The sequence below is a fragment of the Tetragenococcus halophilus subsp. halophilus DSM 20339 genome (assembly GCF_003841405.1).
GTDB lineage: Bacteria > Bacillota > Bacilli > Lactobacillales > Enterococcaceae > Tetragenococcus > Tetragenococcus halophilus.
Genome location: NZ_PXYA01000001.1, coordinates 94,342 through 112,188 on the forward strand (window position 1 = coordinate 94,342; position 17,847 = coordinate 112,188).

General features: G+C 36.8%; 11 protein-coding genes, 1 tRNA gene and 2 pseudogenes. 12 read left to right on the forward strand and 2 right to left on the reverse strand.

Annotation, left to right across the window (positions count from 1 at the left end):
- The first annotated feature begins 13 nt into the window (after positions 1–13).
- The 3 genes and pseudogenes from C7K42_RS00480 (at position 14) to C7K42_RS00490 (ending at position 3,088) form a co-directional block, all read left to right on the forward strand.
- Positions 14–780, forward strand: a pseudogene (locus tag C7K42_RS00480) (ABC transporter ATP-binding protein).
- Entirely contained in the window at positions 773–2,788 is a 2,016-nt protein-coding gene (locus tag C7K42_RS00485) for an FtsX-like permease family protein (protein WP_103099650.1), read from the forward strand. The pseudogene C7K42_RS00480 and the gene C7K42_RS00485 overlap by 8 nt, the downstream one beginning before the upstream one ends.
- A 15-nt stretch (positions 2,789–2,803) precedes the next feature.
- Positions 2,804–3,088 (forward strand): hypothetical protein, encoded by a 285-nt coding sequence (locus tag C7K42_RS00490; RefSeq protein ID WP_014124440.1) that lies wholly within the window; start codon positions 2,804–2,806, stop codon positions 3,086–3,088.
- Between the two features lie 361 nt (positions 3,089–3,449).
- Here C7K42_RS00490 and C7K42_RS00495 read toward each other — a convergent pair.
- Positions 3,450–4,639 (reverse strand): annotated as a pseudogene (locus C7K42_RS00495) (MFS transporter).
- Positions 4,640–4,983: 344 nt separating this feature from the next.
- On the opposite strand from C7K42_RS00495, the gene C7K42_RS00500 reads away from it, so the two are divergent.
- From C7K42_RS00500 to C7K42_RS00540, 8 genes are all read left to right on the forward strand, one after another.
- A complete protein-coding gene (locus C7K42_RS00500; RefSeq protein WP_257784584.1) occupies positions 4,984–5,187 on the forward strand; it encodes an iron ABC transporter permease in 204 nt (67 codons plus the stop codon).
- A 14-nt stretch (positions 5,188–5,201) separates the two neighbouring features.
- The gene (locus C7K42_RS00505) at positions 5,202–5,966 is read left to right on the forward strand and encodes an ABC transporter ATP-binding protein (protein ID WP_014124456.1); all 765 of its coding nucleotides are present in this window, start codon (positions 5,202–5,204) and stop codon (positions 5,964–5,966) included.
- 18 nt (positions 5,967–5,984) lie between these two features.
- Positions 5,985–7,019 (forward strand): ABC transporter substrate-binding protein, encoded by a 1,035-nt coding sequence (locus C7K42_RS00510; RefSeq protein ID WP_014124457.1) that lies wholly within the window; start codon positions 5,985–5,987, stop codon positions 7,017–7,019.
- A 637-nt stretch (positions 7,020–7,656) separates the two neighbouring features.
- Entirely contained in the window at positions 7,657–8,955 is a 1,299-nt protein-coding gene (ltrA, locus tag C7K42_RS00520; protein WP_124175373.1) for a group II intron reverse transcriptase/maturase, read from the forward strand.
- Positions 8,956–9,123: 168 nt separating this feature from the next.
- A complete protein-coding gene (locus C7K42_RS00525) occupies positions 9,124–9,504 on the forward strand; it encodes a nuclear transport factor 2 family protein (protein WP_069028786.1) in 381 nt (126 codons plus the stop codon).
- 92 nt (positions 9,505–9,596) lie between these two features.
- Positions 9,597–11,069: an alpha-amylase gene (locus C7K42_RS00530; RefSeq protein WP_041591794.1), complete on the forward strand. Its 1,473-nt coding sequence runs from the start codon at positions 9,597–9,599 to the stop codon at positions 11,067–11,069.
- Positions 11,070–11,174: 105 nt separating this feature from the next.
- Positions 11,175–11,247, forward strand: a tRNA-Lys gene (locus tag C7K42_RS00535).
- Between the two features lie 1,047 nt (positions 11,248–12,294).
- Positions 12,295–13,605, forward strand: coding sequence for an ISL3 family transposase (locus C7K42_RS00540; protein ID WP_061841477.1), 1,311 nt, complete (start codon positions 12,295–12,297; stop codon positions 13,603–13,605).
- A gap of 623 nt (positions 13,606–14,228) precedes the next feature.
- Here C7K42_RS00540 and asnB read toward each other — a convergent pair.
- Positions 14,229–16,100 carry an asparagine synthase (glutamine-hydrolyzing) gene (asnB, locus tag C7K42_RS00545; protein ID WP_014124462.1) on the reverse strand — a complete coding sequence of 624 codons (1,872 nt, stop codon included), beginning with the start codon at positions 16,098–16,100 and terminating at the stop codon, positions 14,229–14,231.
- 335 nt (positions 16,101–16,435) lie between these two features.
- Between asnB and C7K42_RS00550 the strand changes: the two genes are divergently transcribed.
- A complete protein-coding gene (locus tag C7K42_RS00550; protein WP_014123528.1) occupies positions 16,436–17,758 on the forward strand; it encodes an IS1380 family transposase in 1,323 nt (440 codons plus the stop codon).
- Positions 17,759–17,847 lie beyond the last annotated feature (89 nt).

Below are 17,847 nucleotides of genomic sequence, written 5' to 3' on the forward strand. Positions count from 1 at the left end.
TGAGGAGCTAAAAATGAGTCTTCTACAAGTACAAGAATTAAAGAAAGTATATAGCAATCGATTCGGAAAAAATAAGTTGGAAGCCTTGGCGAATCTTTCTTTTTCTGTTGAAAGTGGAGAATATATTGCCATTATGGGCGAATCGGGTTCTGGCAAAACAACCTTACTGAATATTTTAGCAGCGCTGGATCGTCCGACAAATGGCAAAGTATTATTAAATGATCAAGATATCGTACAAATTTCGGAAAAAGATATTTCAAAATTCCGACGTGAAAATCTAGGATTTGTTTTCCAAGATTTTAATCTATTAGATACTTTTTCTTTAAAAGATAATATTTTTTTACCTTTAGTTCTATCAGGAAAGAAGCATGAAATGATGGAAGAAAAACTAAAACCCATTGCGGAAAAATTAGGCATATTAGAATTGCTAGAGAAATTTCCTTACGAAGTATCTGGTGGGCAAAAACAACGGGCTGCAGTGGCGCGGGCACTTATTGCTAGTCCGGCTTTGGTTTTAGCTGATGAACCGACAGGAGCGCTAGATTCAAAATCAACCAACGAACTGCTCACCCTTTTTAATCAAATTAATGATGAAGGACAAACGATTTTAATGGTCACACATAGTATCGAAGCAGCTAGTCATGCCAAACGCGTTCTTTTTTTAAAGATGGCAATGTGTTTCATGAATTATATAAAGGAGAAGAAAGTAGCGAGCAGATGTTTCAAAAAATTTCACAGACACTAACTGTATTGAGTGCAGGAGAGGATTATTATGCATAATGGATTTTACGCAAAATTAGCCTTACAAAGTATTCGCGAAAACAGCCGACTTTACAATCCATTTATTATCTCAAGTATTGTTTCTGTTATGATGACCTTCGTTATTTTAAGCTTATCTGTCAATAGCGGTTTGAAACAAATCCCTGGAGGCGCGAACCTACAAACAATTTTAGCTTTAGGCTATGTGATATTAGTTCTGTTTTCTGCGATATTTTTGTTTTATATGAATAGTTTTCTCATGAAAAATCGAAAAAAAGAATTTGGTATTTATAACATTTTAGGCATGGATAAAAAACATATAAGCAAGATCCTTTCCTATGAGATTCTTTTTATTTATTTCGTTAGCTTAATTGTCGGGCTTATAGCAGGATTGTTGTTAAATAAAGTCGCGACGCTTCTTATTCGACGTATGTTAGCTGCGCCTGTCTCTTTGGGCTTTGAGCTTTCTATGCAGCCGATCTTATGGACCTCAGCTTTCTTTCTCTTGATTTTTCTTGCAGTTTTACTTGTGAATATCTATCAAGTCAGGCTTGCTAATCCCATTGAATTATTAAAAGCAAGCAATACAGAGGAGAAAGAACCTAAAATAAAAATTGTATGGACCATTATTGCTTTACTTTTAATGGGCGTCGGTTACTATTTAGCATTAACGATTCAGTCACCTATTTTAGGGATGCAGTTAGTCTTTTTAGCCATTTTAATCGTAATTGCTGCTACTTACTTATTGTTTACTACAGGAACAATTACTTTTTCGAAGCTACTTAAAAAGAATAAAAGATACTATTATCAAACCAAACATTTTATACCGATTTCCGGTATGCTTTATCGCATGAAAAAAAATGCAGTAGGTTTGGCCAATATTTCTATTTTATCAGTCGGTGTTGTTTTAATGTTTTCTATTGCGGCTTCCTTGTATTTAACGACGGATAATTCAGTGAATACACAGTATCCGCGTGATGTGATTTCTGAAGTGAAAGTAGGTAATAGTGATGCAGAAACAGAGGATACCACAAAAACAAGAATACAAGAGGTTGTCGAACAGATTTCAGCGGAGACCAATATTCAAGTAGAGGACTTCCTATCTTACACTTATCTAAATTTTCCGGCACAACGAGACAAAAATGGTTTTACGCTCACACAAGATGTTTACTCAACGCAAACGAACCAAACACCAGCCAATCTTTATTTTGTTGATCAAGATAATTATCAGGAAATTTCGGGGGATCAATTAGATTTAGCAGAAAACGAAGTGGTTGTTCACGGGACAGTACAAGCTTATAAAGCGAACACATTGTCCTTATTAAATCAACAATTTGAGGTAAGAGAAGAAGATAATATTGAAGAGTTTGCTATAGGAAATGAAACGTCAAATGCGGTAAATGATGGTTACTATATCATTGTTAGCTCTCCTGAAGTATTACAAGAAATTGATCAAAGCCAACAAGATGTTTTACAGGAGATGACGACACCCACCAGCGTTTTCTCACAATTTGATTTAGTAAATGCTACAAAAGAGGAGAAAATTGATTTTTCCAATCATTATCAAGATAAAATAAATGAAGAAAAGATGAATATTACCAATGTTGACACAAGAGTAGAGGCTAACGGTAACTTTCGTGCGTTAAGAGGAGGCGTCTTATTTCTCGTTTTAAACTTAGCGTTATTATTGTTGATGATGACAGTATTAATCATTTATTATAAACAAATTTCAGAAGCTTACGATGACAAAGAACGTTTTCGGATTATGCGTAATGTTGGATTAAGCGATGCAGAGATTAAACAAGCTATTCGTTCGCAAATGTTAAGCGTCTTTTTCTTGCCGGTATTTGTCACCGGCGTCCATACACTCGTGATGTTGCCGCTGATGAAAAAAGGGATGGTTTTAGTGATGTTAAATCAAGTGAACTTATTTCCGCTGAGTCTATTCCTAGCGTTTGTTATCTTTTTGCTGGTTTACATTATGATTTATAGAATTACTGCCAAGACTTACTATAAAATCGTCAAATAAAAAAGAGGTGATATTATGCCGTTATCAATGACCGATTTACTCATTGTATTGATTACAGTATTTGGGGGCGTGGGACTTCAGATTTGGTTATCTACCAGAAAACATTTTTGGTGGGGGCTTGTTTTGCCCCTTCTATCATTAGGTTATTCTATTTATATGGTTCCGCAAGTTTCGTTTTATCCAGAAATGAATACCTATTTTAAGATGGGGATGTATATCCAGCAAAATATGTTAACAATTGCTTTACTGGTTATTTACGGAATCTGTCAGTGGCGTTTGTACCAAAAGCATCGAAGGTAACAGAGCTAATAAAAGCAGGGAAATTATAATTTTTTTGCTTTATTGTATTTAAAAACAAAAAGAGACAAATCGGAAGACTTGCTTTTAAAGTTGAAGAAGTATTCCGGTTTGTCTCTTTATTTGGTTAGATGTATAAACAAGATTTCAGCTTATTCATCTCGTAATTTCTCATTAGGATAAGTGATATATTGGGTTAAATCGCCATCAATTGGAGGTGTTGCCATAAATTTCATATCCGGATATAAATTATAGCGGCCTGTGCGAACAATTATATATTAACACCTCATTTATTATGTGCAAGATTGAACAAAACCTGATGAAAAAACCGCCTTTCAAAAAGAAAGGCGATCCATTCTAAAATTTAAGCTTCTAAACTTTCCGTAAATTGGGCGTTCTTACGATTTAACATCAGTGTTAGTACCAATGTAATTGCAGCAAGAACGGCACCTCCTGGCCCGAGAGCTTGCATACCAACATTTTGTGCGATTTGACTTCCAACAGCAGAACCTATGGCAATTCCAATATTGGAAAAGATCGAATTAAAAGAAGATGCTAACACCATAGATTGAGGATAACTATTTTCTGCAATACCTATCATATGCAATTGAATAGGCGAATTGAGTAGATACATCGTCAAACCAATCAACATTAAATCAATAAAACCCGCCCAATGTATATTTAACAAAACAGGCAAACATCCTAATAAGAAAATTTCAGCAATATAAACTTTCGGCATGTAAGCAAACCACGTCTTTCCGCGATTTTACCACTCAATTGATTACTTATAAGGGACATGAAACCATAAGCTGTAAAAGCTAAGGTCACTAACGAAGGCGCAATCCCTAATTCTGTCGAAAAAATAGGACGCAGGTAGGTGTACACAGCATAAATACCGGCAATGCTGAACATGGTAACGAAAGCACTTAATTGTATCCGTGAATCTTTAAAAATAGCTAACTGGTCAGAAAAACGTGTAGCTCCTGAAGATTTTTGCCGCAGATCATCAGGTAAACTTATCTTAAGGAAAAACAACAAGATAAAGCTAAGTCCAGCAATGAGGTAAAAAGCAGAACGCCAACCAAATTGTGTGCTTAAGAATGTACCCAATGGAACCCCAAAAACAGAAGCGATACTAAAACCTGAAAATATCCAAGCGATAAGCCAAGCGCGTCTTTCCATCGGAGCTAAATAAGTCGCAAAAGCCATAATCACGGAGATGCCTGAACCAGAAACAACAGCTACGACAACGCGGGAAAGTGTTAAAACAGCATACGTTGGTGCCATAGCAGTGACAAAGTTTCCGATAGTAAATATACTCATCAGGAATAATAAAACATTAAGCAAACGTTTTTGCCCAATTAAAGTAGTCACAAAAGGCGTGCTAATAGCATAAGATAATGCGAAAATGGTGACCAAATAACCCGCTGTAGAAACATCTACAGGAAAAGAAGCAGCGATATCATCTAAGATACCTACGATAATAAATTCACTAAAGCCTAAAAGAAACGACGTTAAAATCAAAATGAAACTTTGCGTTTTAAACTTTTGCATGGGAAAACACCTCATTCTATTTTTTAAAAGAAATCATAGCGGCTTGGTTTATAACCAGCCTGTATATCTATAAGGTGTTTTCCCAGCTTTGGTTTACATTTTTCTCCCCAATCTAAAATCCAAGCCACCATCATCACTTCCTTACTTTTCATTTCGTATGTCTTTAAAAAGACGACCGTAATAGTCTAGCAAGATAGATTTTTATAGTCAACAACTTTGTTTAAGAAAGGGGAGTCTTTAATCATATGGATTGCTGCCAAGATTGTGTGTTTCCTTTTATGAATATCAATTAGAAATTCTTCTAGTTAACTCGTTTTTTTATAGTGATGAAGAAAAAATAAAATATCCAAGCTTTAGTTGGTCCAGACCATCGGAAATTGATTCCTATAACTGTATTGACTGGAAGTATTTTTTTAGTCGTTGTAGATATTTTAGCTCGTACTATGGTTGAAAATAATGAATTACCTATTGGCATCTTTACGTCAATCGTTGGCGCGCCATTTTTTGCATTTATCATGATTCAAAAAAATTATCAATTCAAAGACTAGTCAGGAGTAATGTTATGAACCTTAATGTTGAAAACGTAGAAATTTTTCAAGGAACAAATAAAGTGATTAAAGGAATTGATCTACAAGTACATGATCACTCTTTCACTGCTTTATTGGGTCCTAATGGTAGTGGGAAGTCTACCTTATTAAAATCTGTATATCGCGTATTAGAACCTAAAAGCGGTACTATTTATTTAAATGATTTGAACTTAAAAAATACGCCAACTAAAAAAATTGCCCAGCAAATGTCTGTGGTGTCACAGTTTCAAAATAATAGTTTTGATTTTACCGTAAAAGAAATCGTTCTAATGGGAAGAACGCCTCATTTACGTGCTTTAGAAAAAGAAAGTGTCCATGATTACGAATTAGTAGAAGAAGCCTTGGTAAAAACAGGCCTGTGCAAATTACGAGATCGGCCTATTTCCCAACTATCTGGAGGAGAAAAGCAACGTGTTTGTCTTGCTAGAGCGATTGTTCAAGCACCTACTTTAATGATTTTAGATGAACCAAGTAATCATTTGGATATCAAGTATCAATTAGAAAGTCTTCGTGTGATTAAACAATTAGGTGTAAATACTTTAGTGGCTTTACATGATATTTCATTAGCCGCACAATTTTGTGATTATATCTATTTTATAAAGGAAGGAGAAGTGAAATATTACGGTAGACCGAAAGTGGTTATCACAAAAGAAATTTTAAAGGATATTTATGAAGTGGATTGTGAAGTCTACAACGACCCGAAAACGCAAAATTTATTGATAAGTTATTATACATTTTAGACTAAAGGAGAGAATCAGATGAAGCAACGATCTATCTATTTGATAAGCGCATTATTTGTAGTTTTACTTTTATTAACAGCTTGTAATTCACAACAAACAGAAGGACAGGAGGCTACTGCTAATACTGAAGAACAAGTCGATGAAAATGAGACGACTTACCCTCTAGAGATAGATGTGACAGACGCTGAGGGAAATACTCAGACCCAAAAATTTGAAGAAGCACCTGAGCGAGTGGTGACAAATAACCTGTCTTCAATTGAGATTTTGTTAGAATTGGGCTTAAAAGATAAAATTGTCGGCACTACTCAACCAGATAATGAAGTTACTGGGAAATTTGCAGAAGATGTTGATGATATCCCAGTGATTGGCGATAAGATGAATGTATCCAAGGAAACAGTTGCAGAGTACGCACCTGATATTGTCGTAGGACGTGAAATGTCATTTGATGATGATTCAATGGGGTCAGTCTCCACTTTAAATGAACTAGGCGCACAAACTTATATACAAACGGCAAGTGGTATGTCCACGAATCCTCCTTTGACTGCAGTAATCGATGATGTACGTACTTTAGGACAAATTTTTAATGTGAATGAACGTGCTGAAAAATATGCTGAAGAATTGGAACAACGTCTACAAGATGTTATAGAAAAAGCCGATGAGAACAAAGGAGAGGAAGAATTAACGCTTCTTCCAATGGTGGCCTATGATGATTCTGATTCAACATTTGCAGCATTTAACATTTCAGAAGGTTTACAAAGCGACCTGCTTGAACAGTTAAATGTGCAACCTGCAATTGAAGGGAGTAGCTCAGATCCTTCTTTAGAAACAATCATTAATGCTGATCCTGACATTATTCTCTACGTTACAGCTGATCGTAATGCGGATTTAGACGAAACAGCGGTGGAAAGTATTACAAATGAACCATTACTTAAAGATGTGAGCGCGATTAAAGAAAATAGAATATACACAACAACTTACGACGACTTTATGGACTATGGTCCTCGTACCTTTGATACATTAGAGATGCTTGGAGAAGAATTATACGAAGATTGAGTGAACTTTGGATAATAAATAACCTTTCTTCATTCGGCGGAGAATGAACTTCAGAAGTGGGTGAAAGCTTGCATACAAATTCTTATACTTTCGTTTTAGTAAGTATCGCACAAAAAAGTGCGATATTTTTTTATGTGTGCCAGGCATGGCATTTATCTAGCTAGTGAAAGTCTAGTCACGGGTAGTTACCGCCAAGTGTAGCGAGCCACAAGCCGAAATCAGCGATGATGGGGTGAAGGAAGTGGTGGCGCAAATCTCTTGAACCTACGCACAGGAACTTGATGAGGCTAAATGGTGGATAAGGCTGCATATCAAGCCGAAGTCCAAAAGGTAAACGTAAAACCAAGACAGTAAATCAAGAGGTTGTGGAGAGAAAGATAAGTGTCTTACCCTGGGAGATCTTACGGACGTTTGCGAACGGTCGAAAAAGGTTTGTCGTAAGAAGTCAGCCGAGGCCATAGTAGCTATGATATTACATGTAGTGAAGGGCTGAATGTTTGTATAGTGTGAATCGCTAGAAGAAAATATCCAAGCAGTCCGGAAACGAGGATACCCTAGAACGGTAGAACGTAACTATCGATGGGAAAAGTAGTGAGGACGATCTTGGATCCATCTACACCTAGAGGAGGAACAGCGCATGAGATTCATTGAAAAGATCACGAGTCATCAAAATATGAGACAAGCCATCGAGCAGGTCAGAAAGAATAAAGGCGCTCCGGGTGTTGATAAAATGACAGTCAACGAACTTGACCATTACTTCTATCAACATGGACGAGACCTTGTTCAGGAGATTCGATCGATGACCTATCGACCTAAGGCAGTCAAGCGAGTCTATATCCCTAAAGCCGATGGAAAACAAAGACCTTTAGGGATTCCAAGCGTGGTAGACCGTGTGGTACAACAAGCAACCGCGCAACAACTGAGTCACATTTTCGATGTTCACTTCAGTGAAAGCAGTTATGGTTTTCGTCCCCATCGAAGTGCACATCAAGCGATTGGAAAAGCACTCGATTACTTGAATGAAGGTTATGAATGGCTCATTGATATGGACATTGAGAAATATTTTGATACGGTTCATCATGATAAATTAATCTCGACCCTTAGAGAACGGGTCAAAGATAGAGAAACGCTTCACTTAATACGTGTTTTCTTAAAAGCAGGGATTATGGAAAATGGCTTTGTTCGTCCGAATGAAACGGGCGTTCCGCAAGGCGGACCTTTAAGTCCCATTTTAGCGAATATTTATCTGGACAAATTGGATAAAGAACTAGAAGCAAGAGGACTCTATTTTGTCCGTTATGCGGATGATACGGATATCTTTGTCAAAAGTGAGCGGGCAGCCAATCGTGTAATGAAATCTATTACGAGTTGGATTGAAAGAAAGCTTTTCTTACGAGTGAACGTCACAAAAACCAAGGTGGTACGACCGACACAGAGTCAATTTTTAGGGTTTACCTTCTGGAAGAACCAGAAGGGTTGGCAGTGTAAACCGAGCAAAGTCAGTAAAACAAAGCTCTATGATAAAACGAAAGCCATCCTTAAAAGAAAACAGGCTGTGTCACGACCCTTAGCGGTGACATTCACGAAACTCAACCAAACGATAAGAGGCTGGATCAATTACTACCGTATCGGGAATATGAAAACCTATCTAGCAAAGTTTGGGCAATGGTTACGACATAAAGTCCGAGTGATCATCATAAAGCAATGGAAACTGCCACAACGAATCTATACGAATCTACAACAATTAAACCGATTATTCAAATGCCATTTTACCAAAGAAAATATTTATAAGGTGGCAAATTCGAGATTAGGTTGGTATAGGAAATGTGGCATGGACGTCGTCAATTTTACCCTAAGTCCGAAAGTTTTAGCCATAAAGAAAAAGGATCGACCTGGATTGGTCAATCCTTTAAATTACTATCTTAATCAAGCGTGAAAACAATACAAATGGAGCGCCGTATACGAGAAGCGTACGTACGGTGCGACGGGAGGGGCGGAAATTTATTTCCCCTCTACCCTATTTCTTTTCTGATGATATTCTTTTAATTAAGCTAATAAAAGTTGAACAAAAAAGTTTGCTTAATAATTTCTGGGAGGACATTTGATGGATAATAAAAAAATTGCTATTCAATATTTTGAAGCTGTAGAAGCTAGAAGTCATGAAAAAATTATGGAATTATTTCATGAAAACTGTGAAGTGTTTTTTGCTGCTTTTGGTATTGCAAAAGGATGGGATGCTTTTGAACAAGTAAACAAGCAATTGGTACAGTATTTTAAACAATTATTTTTTAGAAAAGAAGCGTTTATCTTTACAGTAGAAAAAAATCGAATCGTTGTAGAAGGCACCGAATATGGTCAACTGTCAGAAGGTCAAACAATTGAAAATAACCATTTCTGCAATGTATTTGAAATTAATGAAGAGAATGGTCTAATCCAGCGTATGTATGCTTATACAGACCCTAATTTAGGCTTAAATGTTAATTAGAGCGTTTTTCTTCGGATAAGTTGTGTATTATAGTATGATACTCTTAACTTATTAGTTGTGTAGGAATGAAATACACAAGAACGGAGATAACTATGAGCCTAAATGGATTAATGATGCAATATTTTGAATGGGATTTACCTAATGATGGCAAACATTGGCAGAGGTTACGTGACGATGCTAAGCATCTTAGCGAAAAGGGAATTACGGCAGTATGGATTCCTCCTTGTTTCAAAGGGACAGGGCAAGAGGATGTGGGTTATGGGGTCTATGATTTGTATGATCTCGGTGAATTTGATCAAAAAGGAACGGTACGCACGAAGTATGGAACAAAAGAAGAACTGCATGAGGCTATTGATGCTCTACATGAGTATGGTATTCAAGTATACGCAGATGTTGTATTAAATCATAAAGCAGCTGCAGATGAAACTGAAAACTTTCAAGCCTTTCGAGTGGATGAAAACAATCGTCAAAAAGCGATTAGTGACGAACACGAAATTGAAGGCTGGCCCCATTTCTATTTTCCAGGAAGAGAGAAAAAATACTCAGATTTTGAATGGCACTGGTGTCATTTTTCCGGCGTATCTAGAGACGAAAAAACAGATACTGAGGGGATTTTTCAAATTGTTGGTGAAGGAAAAGGTTGGGCCGACGATGATGAAGTGTCTAATGAATTTGGCAACTTTGATTATTTGATGTTTGCAGACATTGATTATGGACATGAAGAAGTTTTGGAAGAGACAAAACAATGGATTAAATGGTTTATCAATGAAACGGGAATTGATGGTATTCGTTTAGATGCGGTAAAACATATTAAACGTTCAGTTATTGATGGACTGGTTGACTATGTTCGAGAAGAATTCGGTCAAGATTTCTTTTTTGTCGCAGAATATTGGGAACAAGATACAGAAGTATTGGAAGAATATTTAGAAAAACAGGATTTTGATTTTTCCATGATGGATGTGCGCTTCCATTACGCTTTACATGAAGCTTCTATCGATCCGGATAATTATGATCTAACGCAGTTGTTTGACGGTACTTTACATCTTGACAATGCCAAGTATGCAGTTACCTTTGTGGATAATCATGACTCGCAACCTGGACAATCTTTAGAATCCTTTGTAGAGCCTTGGTTCAAACCTTTAGCTTATGGCATTATTTTGCTTAGTTCTTATGGTTATCCTTGTTTATATTATCCCGATTACTACGGTTATTATGCAGAAGATGTGGATTATGGTGGGAGTCAGGAACTTATCGATAAGTTGCTTTATATAAGGCGACAATTTGCTTATGGTGAAACAGAAGGTTATCTAGACGATCCAAGATGTATTGGTTTTACACGAAGTGGCGATGACGAACACCCAGTAGGATGTGCGGTAGTTATTTCTACAAATGATGAAAATGAAAAAGAAATGAATGTCGGAAGCCTGCACGCCGGTGAAACTTATGTTGATGTTATCGGATATCGAGAAGAAGAAGTAACTATTGAAGAAGATGGCTCTGCTGTCTTTGCGGTGGGTGCTGGCTCGATTTCGGTATGGGTACCGAAGGAAAAAATTGAGAAATAAATGATAAATCTTTAAAAGTAATTAATGAAAAAACAACTTGCATTTTTTATCATAGGGTGGTAGGATAATTAAGGTGTTAAATGAAAAGCTAATATATTTATTTTTGGGCTGTTAGCTCAGTTGGCAGAGCAACTGACTCTTAATCAGTGGGTCGAGGGTTCGAGCCCCCCACAGCCCATTGGGTGCCAAACCCACGAGGAGAAGAATGTTGGTGCGAAAAGCACTTCGAAAACATTTCTTGCTCCTCTTTTTTTGTTTAAAATAATTTAGCTAAAATTAGAAAAATAACCCTATTGCCAATAATTTTCCATTTCCTAGTTTTATTTTTTAAGTGAACGTGGGGTATTTCTGGGAATTTATTCTCAATTGCTGCTGAGCGAACATGGATTAAGTATTGTAATGTTCATTCAACAATCGAACGAACACTGTTTAAGCGTTAGGGTGTTCATTCAACAATCGAATGAACACTGTTTAAGCGTTAGAGTATTCATTCAATAATCGAACGAACATTGTTTAAGCGTTAGAATGTTCATTCAACAATCGAACGAACATTGTTTAAGCGTTAGAGTGTTCATTCAACAATCGAATGAACACTATCTCCCAACGTTTTTGTTCATTATATTTGTGTAGTCATAGAATTAAATTGAAAAATTGTACATCTGATTCATATTGATCTACTGGAGAAGATTGGTTTAATATATAGAAGTCACTAACTTCTAGAAAGTGTCTAAAATAACCTTTCATTCGTCTTTTACAGTTCTTTTACACATATAATCAAACCGATTCTCTATATTGTTTAAAAAGAATAGGATTTCAACTGAGTATGACTCATTTTTTACGACCTTATTCTTAACGTTGGGGATCATATGGGCAACGCGTCATAAAAATATATTATTAAATATTTTTACTGCAAAGAATGTTCATTTTAGACTTTCTAACAAAAGAAAGAATCTGTAAGTATCCTAAATTTCTACAAACCTAAGCGTGAGCGCAAATCTTTCTAATAATATTGATGTTAGATTCGTTTTATATCTACATTTTCATCTTAACTATTAAAAAAGCTCTCCAATTTTATGGCTCTATAATTTCTAGTGTTGGTAAACAAGAATCAATTTCTTGTAGCCAATGCTAGTTTTTTTATGTTTTCTGAGCAAAATATAAAACAGACACCTTGAAAACTCGTAGAATAAAGTTACCAAACAAATATCCAAAGGAGTGTTTCAAGATGTCCATCTCTCATTATACTAAAGAAATCCTAGATATCCTAGATGTAAACCTAACTTTTGCAGAAAATTGTTTTCAAAAAGAAGCCATCAACGGCGACATTTGTTTTGTTTTTTATGGTCGGCTTTCTTATCGTCCGCAAGCCTGTTTTCACTGTGGCGAAGAAGAAACCGCCTGTTTAATGAAATGGGGGTTTAAGGAAGTGACGATTCAACTCAACGATGTGAGTGAATACAAAACCTTACTTAAAATGAAGAAGCAACGTTTTCGTTGTAAAACTTGCGGGAAAACGTCTATCGCCGAAACCAGTGTCGCAGATCGTCATTGTTCGATCGCTCGTCGTGTCAAACTCGCCATTGCAGAAAAATTATCGCAACCCTTATCGATGTCAATGGTCGCTCGGTTGAAGCATGTTTCGCCGACAACGGTTTTACGTGTGCTTCACAGTTTTCAACCCAAACAGCTATCTCCCAATACTTCCTTACCAGAAGTGCTTTGTTTTGACGAATTTCAATCGGTCAAACGGGTTTCTGGCGCCATGAGTTTTATTATGATGAACGGGGAAACGCGGCAGCTCTTAGAGATTGTCGCCAATCGACAACTGCCTCATTTAGAAGCATATTTTGCACGTTATCCTCGAGAGGAAAGAGCCAAGGTGCACTATGTCGTTTCGGATTTTTACAGTCCGTATGCCTCCTTAGTCAAAACCCTTTTTCCTAATGCCCAGTTAGTCATTGATCGTTTCCATATGAGCCAACATATTGGACGAGCTTTCCAACAACAGCGGAAACAAGTGATGAACACCTTTCACCGTCGGCAAAAGGAATATAAGCACCTCAAAAAATACTGGAAACTTCTACAGAAAAAAGCTTGGACGCTTGATTATAAAAATCGATATTGGCGGCCTAGTTTTCGGGATCATTTAACCGAGCAAGAGATTGTCGATCGCTTATTACGTTATCATTCTGCCCTTAGACAAGGCTATAAACTCTATCAATCCTTTCTTTCCGCATTTCATAAGCAAGACACAGCACGTTTTGATCAATTACTGAAAACCGATGGGTCCCAGCTTTCTGACCCGTTTCAGCCTGTAATCAAGACCTTCCGAAAATATCGAAAAGAGATTCATCTTGCTTTGACAGTGCCTTATTCTAACGGTCCTTTAGAAGGGTTAAATAATCATATTAAAGTGCTAAAACGAGTCGCTTATGGGTTCCATAGCTTTGAGAACTTTCGGCAACGGATCTTTTTATACCGAGGAAAATATTTCCAACCTGGTTCCTTACCTATACAAGCGAAAAAAAGCAGCTAGACAATAGCGTCTAACTGCTTCCTTTATTCGTCGTGTTTTCTTTACCAACACTATTTGACAAAGAGTCAATTTTATTAGACTTGGAGAGCTTTTTTATTTGCTAATTTCATTTTTACAAATGTATTACGAGAAAAAATAGTGCATACCTATAATTAATGTTACTAGAATGTTAATGAATACAGTTATTGAAAATTTTTCTACATTCATTGATCGAAAACTTCGATTATTCATCGAATAGTAAGTAATTGGAGTTCCTATAATAATTGCGCCTAATACACAAACAAGTGCCCCCATATTAATTGCCTAGTAAATATAAAATTAAATAGAAGTATAGCAGTGTGGTGTAGGACTAGAGTAAGCAGTAGTTCTTTAAAAGAAAGTTGATTCTTTTTTTGCTTCATCTTTCTTCACCTCATTTTTATCTCATTGAATTTTATAACAGTCTACCACTTACTAATAGTTTTTTACGTCAATTAGCTAAGTTAATTATGATTGCAACGACGAAGAGCTTTCATGCAAAAGAACAGTTAACAATGAGGTTCTATAACAACATATCTACTGCTATCTTAACGATACCGGTCGTTTCATACACTCGAGCTTCTTCCTTCTTTTGAGTTTTTCCATTAGCTCTTGGGTTGACTTTCTTCAACAAAATATACTTTATACCAGGTAAGGAAAGAATAAATTGTCCAAATTTTACGTCGAGCATCGATTTCTTGTTGGTAATTACGATCCAACAGATCTAAGATTTTTCCTTGGTCAAAAAAATCAGCAGCAAAATCAGATGAAAAAACGTCACGAACTTGATGATAAAATTGCTCTTCATGTAGCCAATCTTTGATTGGTACTGGAAAACCTAATTTTTTACGATTGGCCCATTCCTCAGGTAAATGACGATGAGCGGCTTTACGGAAGGCGTATTTTGTCTCTTTACTATTTAACAAATATTTGGATGGGATTTTTTCAGCAACTTCCATTAAACGGGTATCCAATAAAGGAGTTCGTGCTTCAAGGGAATGTGCCATGGTCATTTTATCTGCCTTTAATAAAATATCTTTGGGCATCCATTGATGCATATCTAAGTATTGCATTTTTTTCAAATCCGGCAGGTCGGGGACTTTTTGATATTGTTTGTGTACGATATCGTGTACCGATTCGCTTTGCTGGTAAGTTGGTTGCAAGTAATCTGCAGCTTCATCTTCATCAAACACAAAGGCTTGGCCAATAAAAAAATCTTCCGCCGGTGCGATGGATTGGTACAAATGAAGTCTTCCATGAAAGTTATGCGCATTTTTTAAACGGCTTGCTAAGCGATAACGTGACTTTTTAGGTAATTTCTTTAACCCTTGAGCAAAGACACGGACCATCTTGGAGTTAGAGGAGAAGCCATATTCTGTGTAACCAGCAAAAAGTTCATCAGCTCCTTCCCCTGAAAGAACCACTTTGACATGTTCTCGAGCTAACTTCGCTAAAAAGTAAAGAGGAACACAAGAAGCATTGGAAGAAGGCTCATCCAGATGGTATTGGATCTCAGGAAAGGCATTAAAGGCTTCTTCAGATTCAATCACACGTGAGTAGTTACGTAAGTTTAAAATGTCTGTTAGTTTTTTAGCTTCGGAAGATTCGTTGTAGGTGTGTTCACCAAAGCCAATGGAAAACGTATATTGAGGTTTGGCTAGCGTCGTCACTAAGCTAGAATCTACCCCACTCGATAAAAACGTTCCGACTTCAACATCACTAATCAGATGAGCGTTTGTTGTTTCTTGAACGGCCTGGTCAATCAAATCCACCGCTTCTTTTTCTGTCATATTTTCTTCCGTATATTCCATATCCCAATATTGGGTGAATGTTACTTCGCCATTTTTTACGAAAAAATAGTGTCCTTCTGGAACACGATAGACATCTTTAAAAAATGTTTCGTCTGTTGCGGGGTACTGAAACGTCATGTATGGTTTTAAGGCGCCTGGATTCACTTGTTTTTCGAATGCTGGATGATCCAAGAAGCTTTTAATTTCTGAACCAAACATAAAGGTATTATTTTTATGATAATAATATAATGGCTTAATTCCGAAGTGATCGCGAGCGCCAAACAGTTCTTGCTTTTCTCTATCCCAAATCGCAAAAGTAAACATTCCACGTAGTTTTTGAACGATTTCTGTTCCATATTCTTCATAGCCATGTAAGATAACTTCTGTATCCGCGCTTGTCTTGAAAACATGCCCTTTATCTTGGAGATCTTGTTGCAACTCTTGATAGTTATAAATTTCTCCATTAAAAATAATCGCTTTTGTGTCGTTTTCGTTGAAAATGGGCTGGTTACCACATTTTAAATCAATAATACTTAAGCGTCGGAACCCTAGTCCCACGCCTTCATCAATAAATTGGCCTGTGTTATCGGGGCCTCTATGTACGATTCGTGCCATCATTTGTTCTAACTGATCTGCTTTTTCATCTTTTGAATAAGTTGTATTCACAAATCCAACAATCCCACACATTGCTCTTGTCACCTTTTCACTATAGTTTAGTTAAAATTTCATTTACGTCAACAGTAACAATGTACCACATGAATGGATGATCGTAAAACATTAGTAGTTAAATAATAAAAAAATTATTTTTTATTATTTATATGACTATATTGACACAGCTAGAAGTAAAATTCTTTTCGTGAAAGTTAACCCTGAATGATTTATAAATTTTTCCAAGAATGATTCAATCCTTGGTATGCTCATTTTTCTAAAAGTTTAGTTGCTTCACCTTTTGGGTGTACAAAAAGAACGCACTTCGTGTTATTGTAAAGTCGACAAAACATAACAATAAGGAGTGCGTTCTTATGTCTTTCACTTTACAACAAAAACCATTAATGTTCAATTCTCAAAAGAAAATTTCTATCGCCAATGATGGGGGCGCCTTAACCAATGATGCCGGAATGGTATTGGTTGCCGAATTTTTAAAGAAGATTCATTTTGATCAGTTATTAAATGAACGGATTTATATCAACGATGGCCGCAAATTTTCACATCATTCCTGGCTAGAAATCTTGAAACAATGGCTTTATCAATTGATTGCGGGATATTCACGCGATCGAGACGCCAATAAAGTGCAATACGATCGCCTCTTTCAAGAAGCGCTTCAACAAGAAAACCTTAGTTCGCAGTCCATGCTTTCGACCTTTCTGCATACATTAACGACAGAAAATGTGTCGCAACTTTCACAAGTAGCCAAAGACTTAGCGGATCTATGGTTAGACCATGACAATACACAACACTTAGTGCTCGATTTTGATTCGACGGCTTGTCCCACCTACGGGGAACAAGAAGAAGCCGAGTTTATCTATCACTATGGCATCAATGGCTATCATCCGTTTGTCACTTTTGAAGGATTGACCGGGCTTGCTTTAGATGTTCGCCATCGTCACGGAAAATCCTATACGTCTACCCATGCCGAAGATTATCTCGAGGAGATGTTAGATCGATATCAGCAGCGATCCAGTGATCCTCTGATCATGGTTCGTGGAGATAGCGGATTTGCCAAGCCCGAAATTTTTTCCCATTGCGAAGACCGTCAAGTCCGTTATGTGATCAAACTCAAAAGCAACGCCCGTTTGCTCGACCACATTCAACATCAAGTCCTTTATCAAGATGACACCGATTATACGAAAACCGAACAGCAATATTTTCTAATGGACTATCGGGCTAACAAATGGCGACAATCACGTCGAGTCGCCATGAAAGCCACTCGTCTTGCCGGGTCCTTACTTTTTAGCGATTTTCAGTTTATCGTTACAAACTTTGAGAATCTCGATCCCAAGACGATTTTTCAACTCTATCAAAAACGAGGGAACATGGAAAACTTCATTAAAGAAATGAAAGGCGGCTTCTTTGCCGAAAAAACAGATAGCGCTTCGTTTACCGCCAATCAAGCGCGTTTAGCCTTAAGTTTTATGGCTTACAACATTATTCACTTGATGAAGCATCTAACCTTTCCTTCGACAGAAAAAGCGACAGTGATCGATACCATCCGTTTTAAACTGTTTCATATAGCAGGCAGAATGACGGCGCATGCACGACAAATTCAAATCCATCTTTCGAATACGAATGTTTATGACACTTTATTCTGGGACGTTCTTGCCAGAATCCAGCGACTGAATCTATAAAAATGAGAAAAAAAGAAGAAAAAATAGCGTCTTGATTTTCGCCTTAAAGACATTCTAGGAAGAAGTATGTTCACTTTTAGATATAGAAA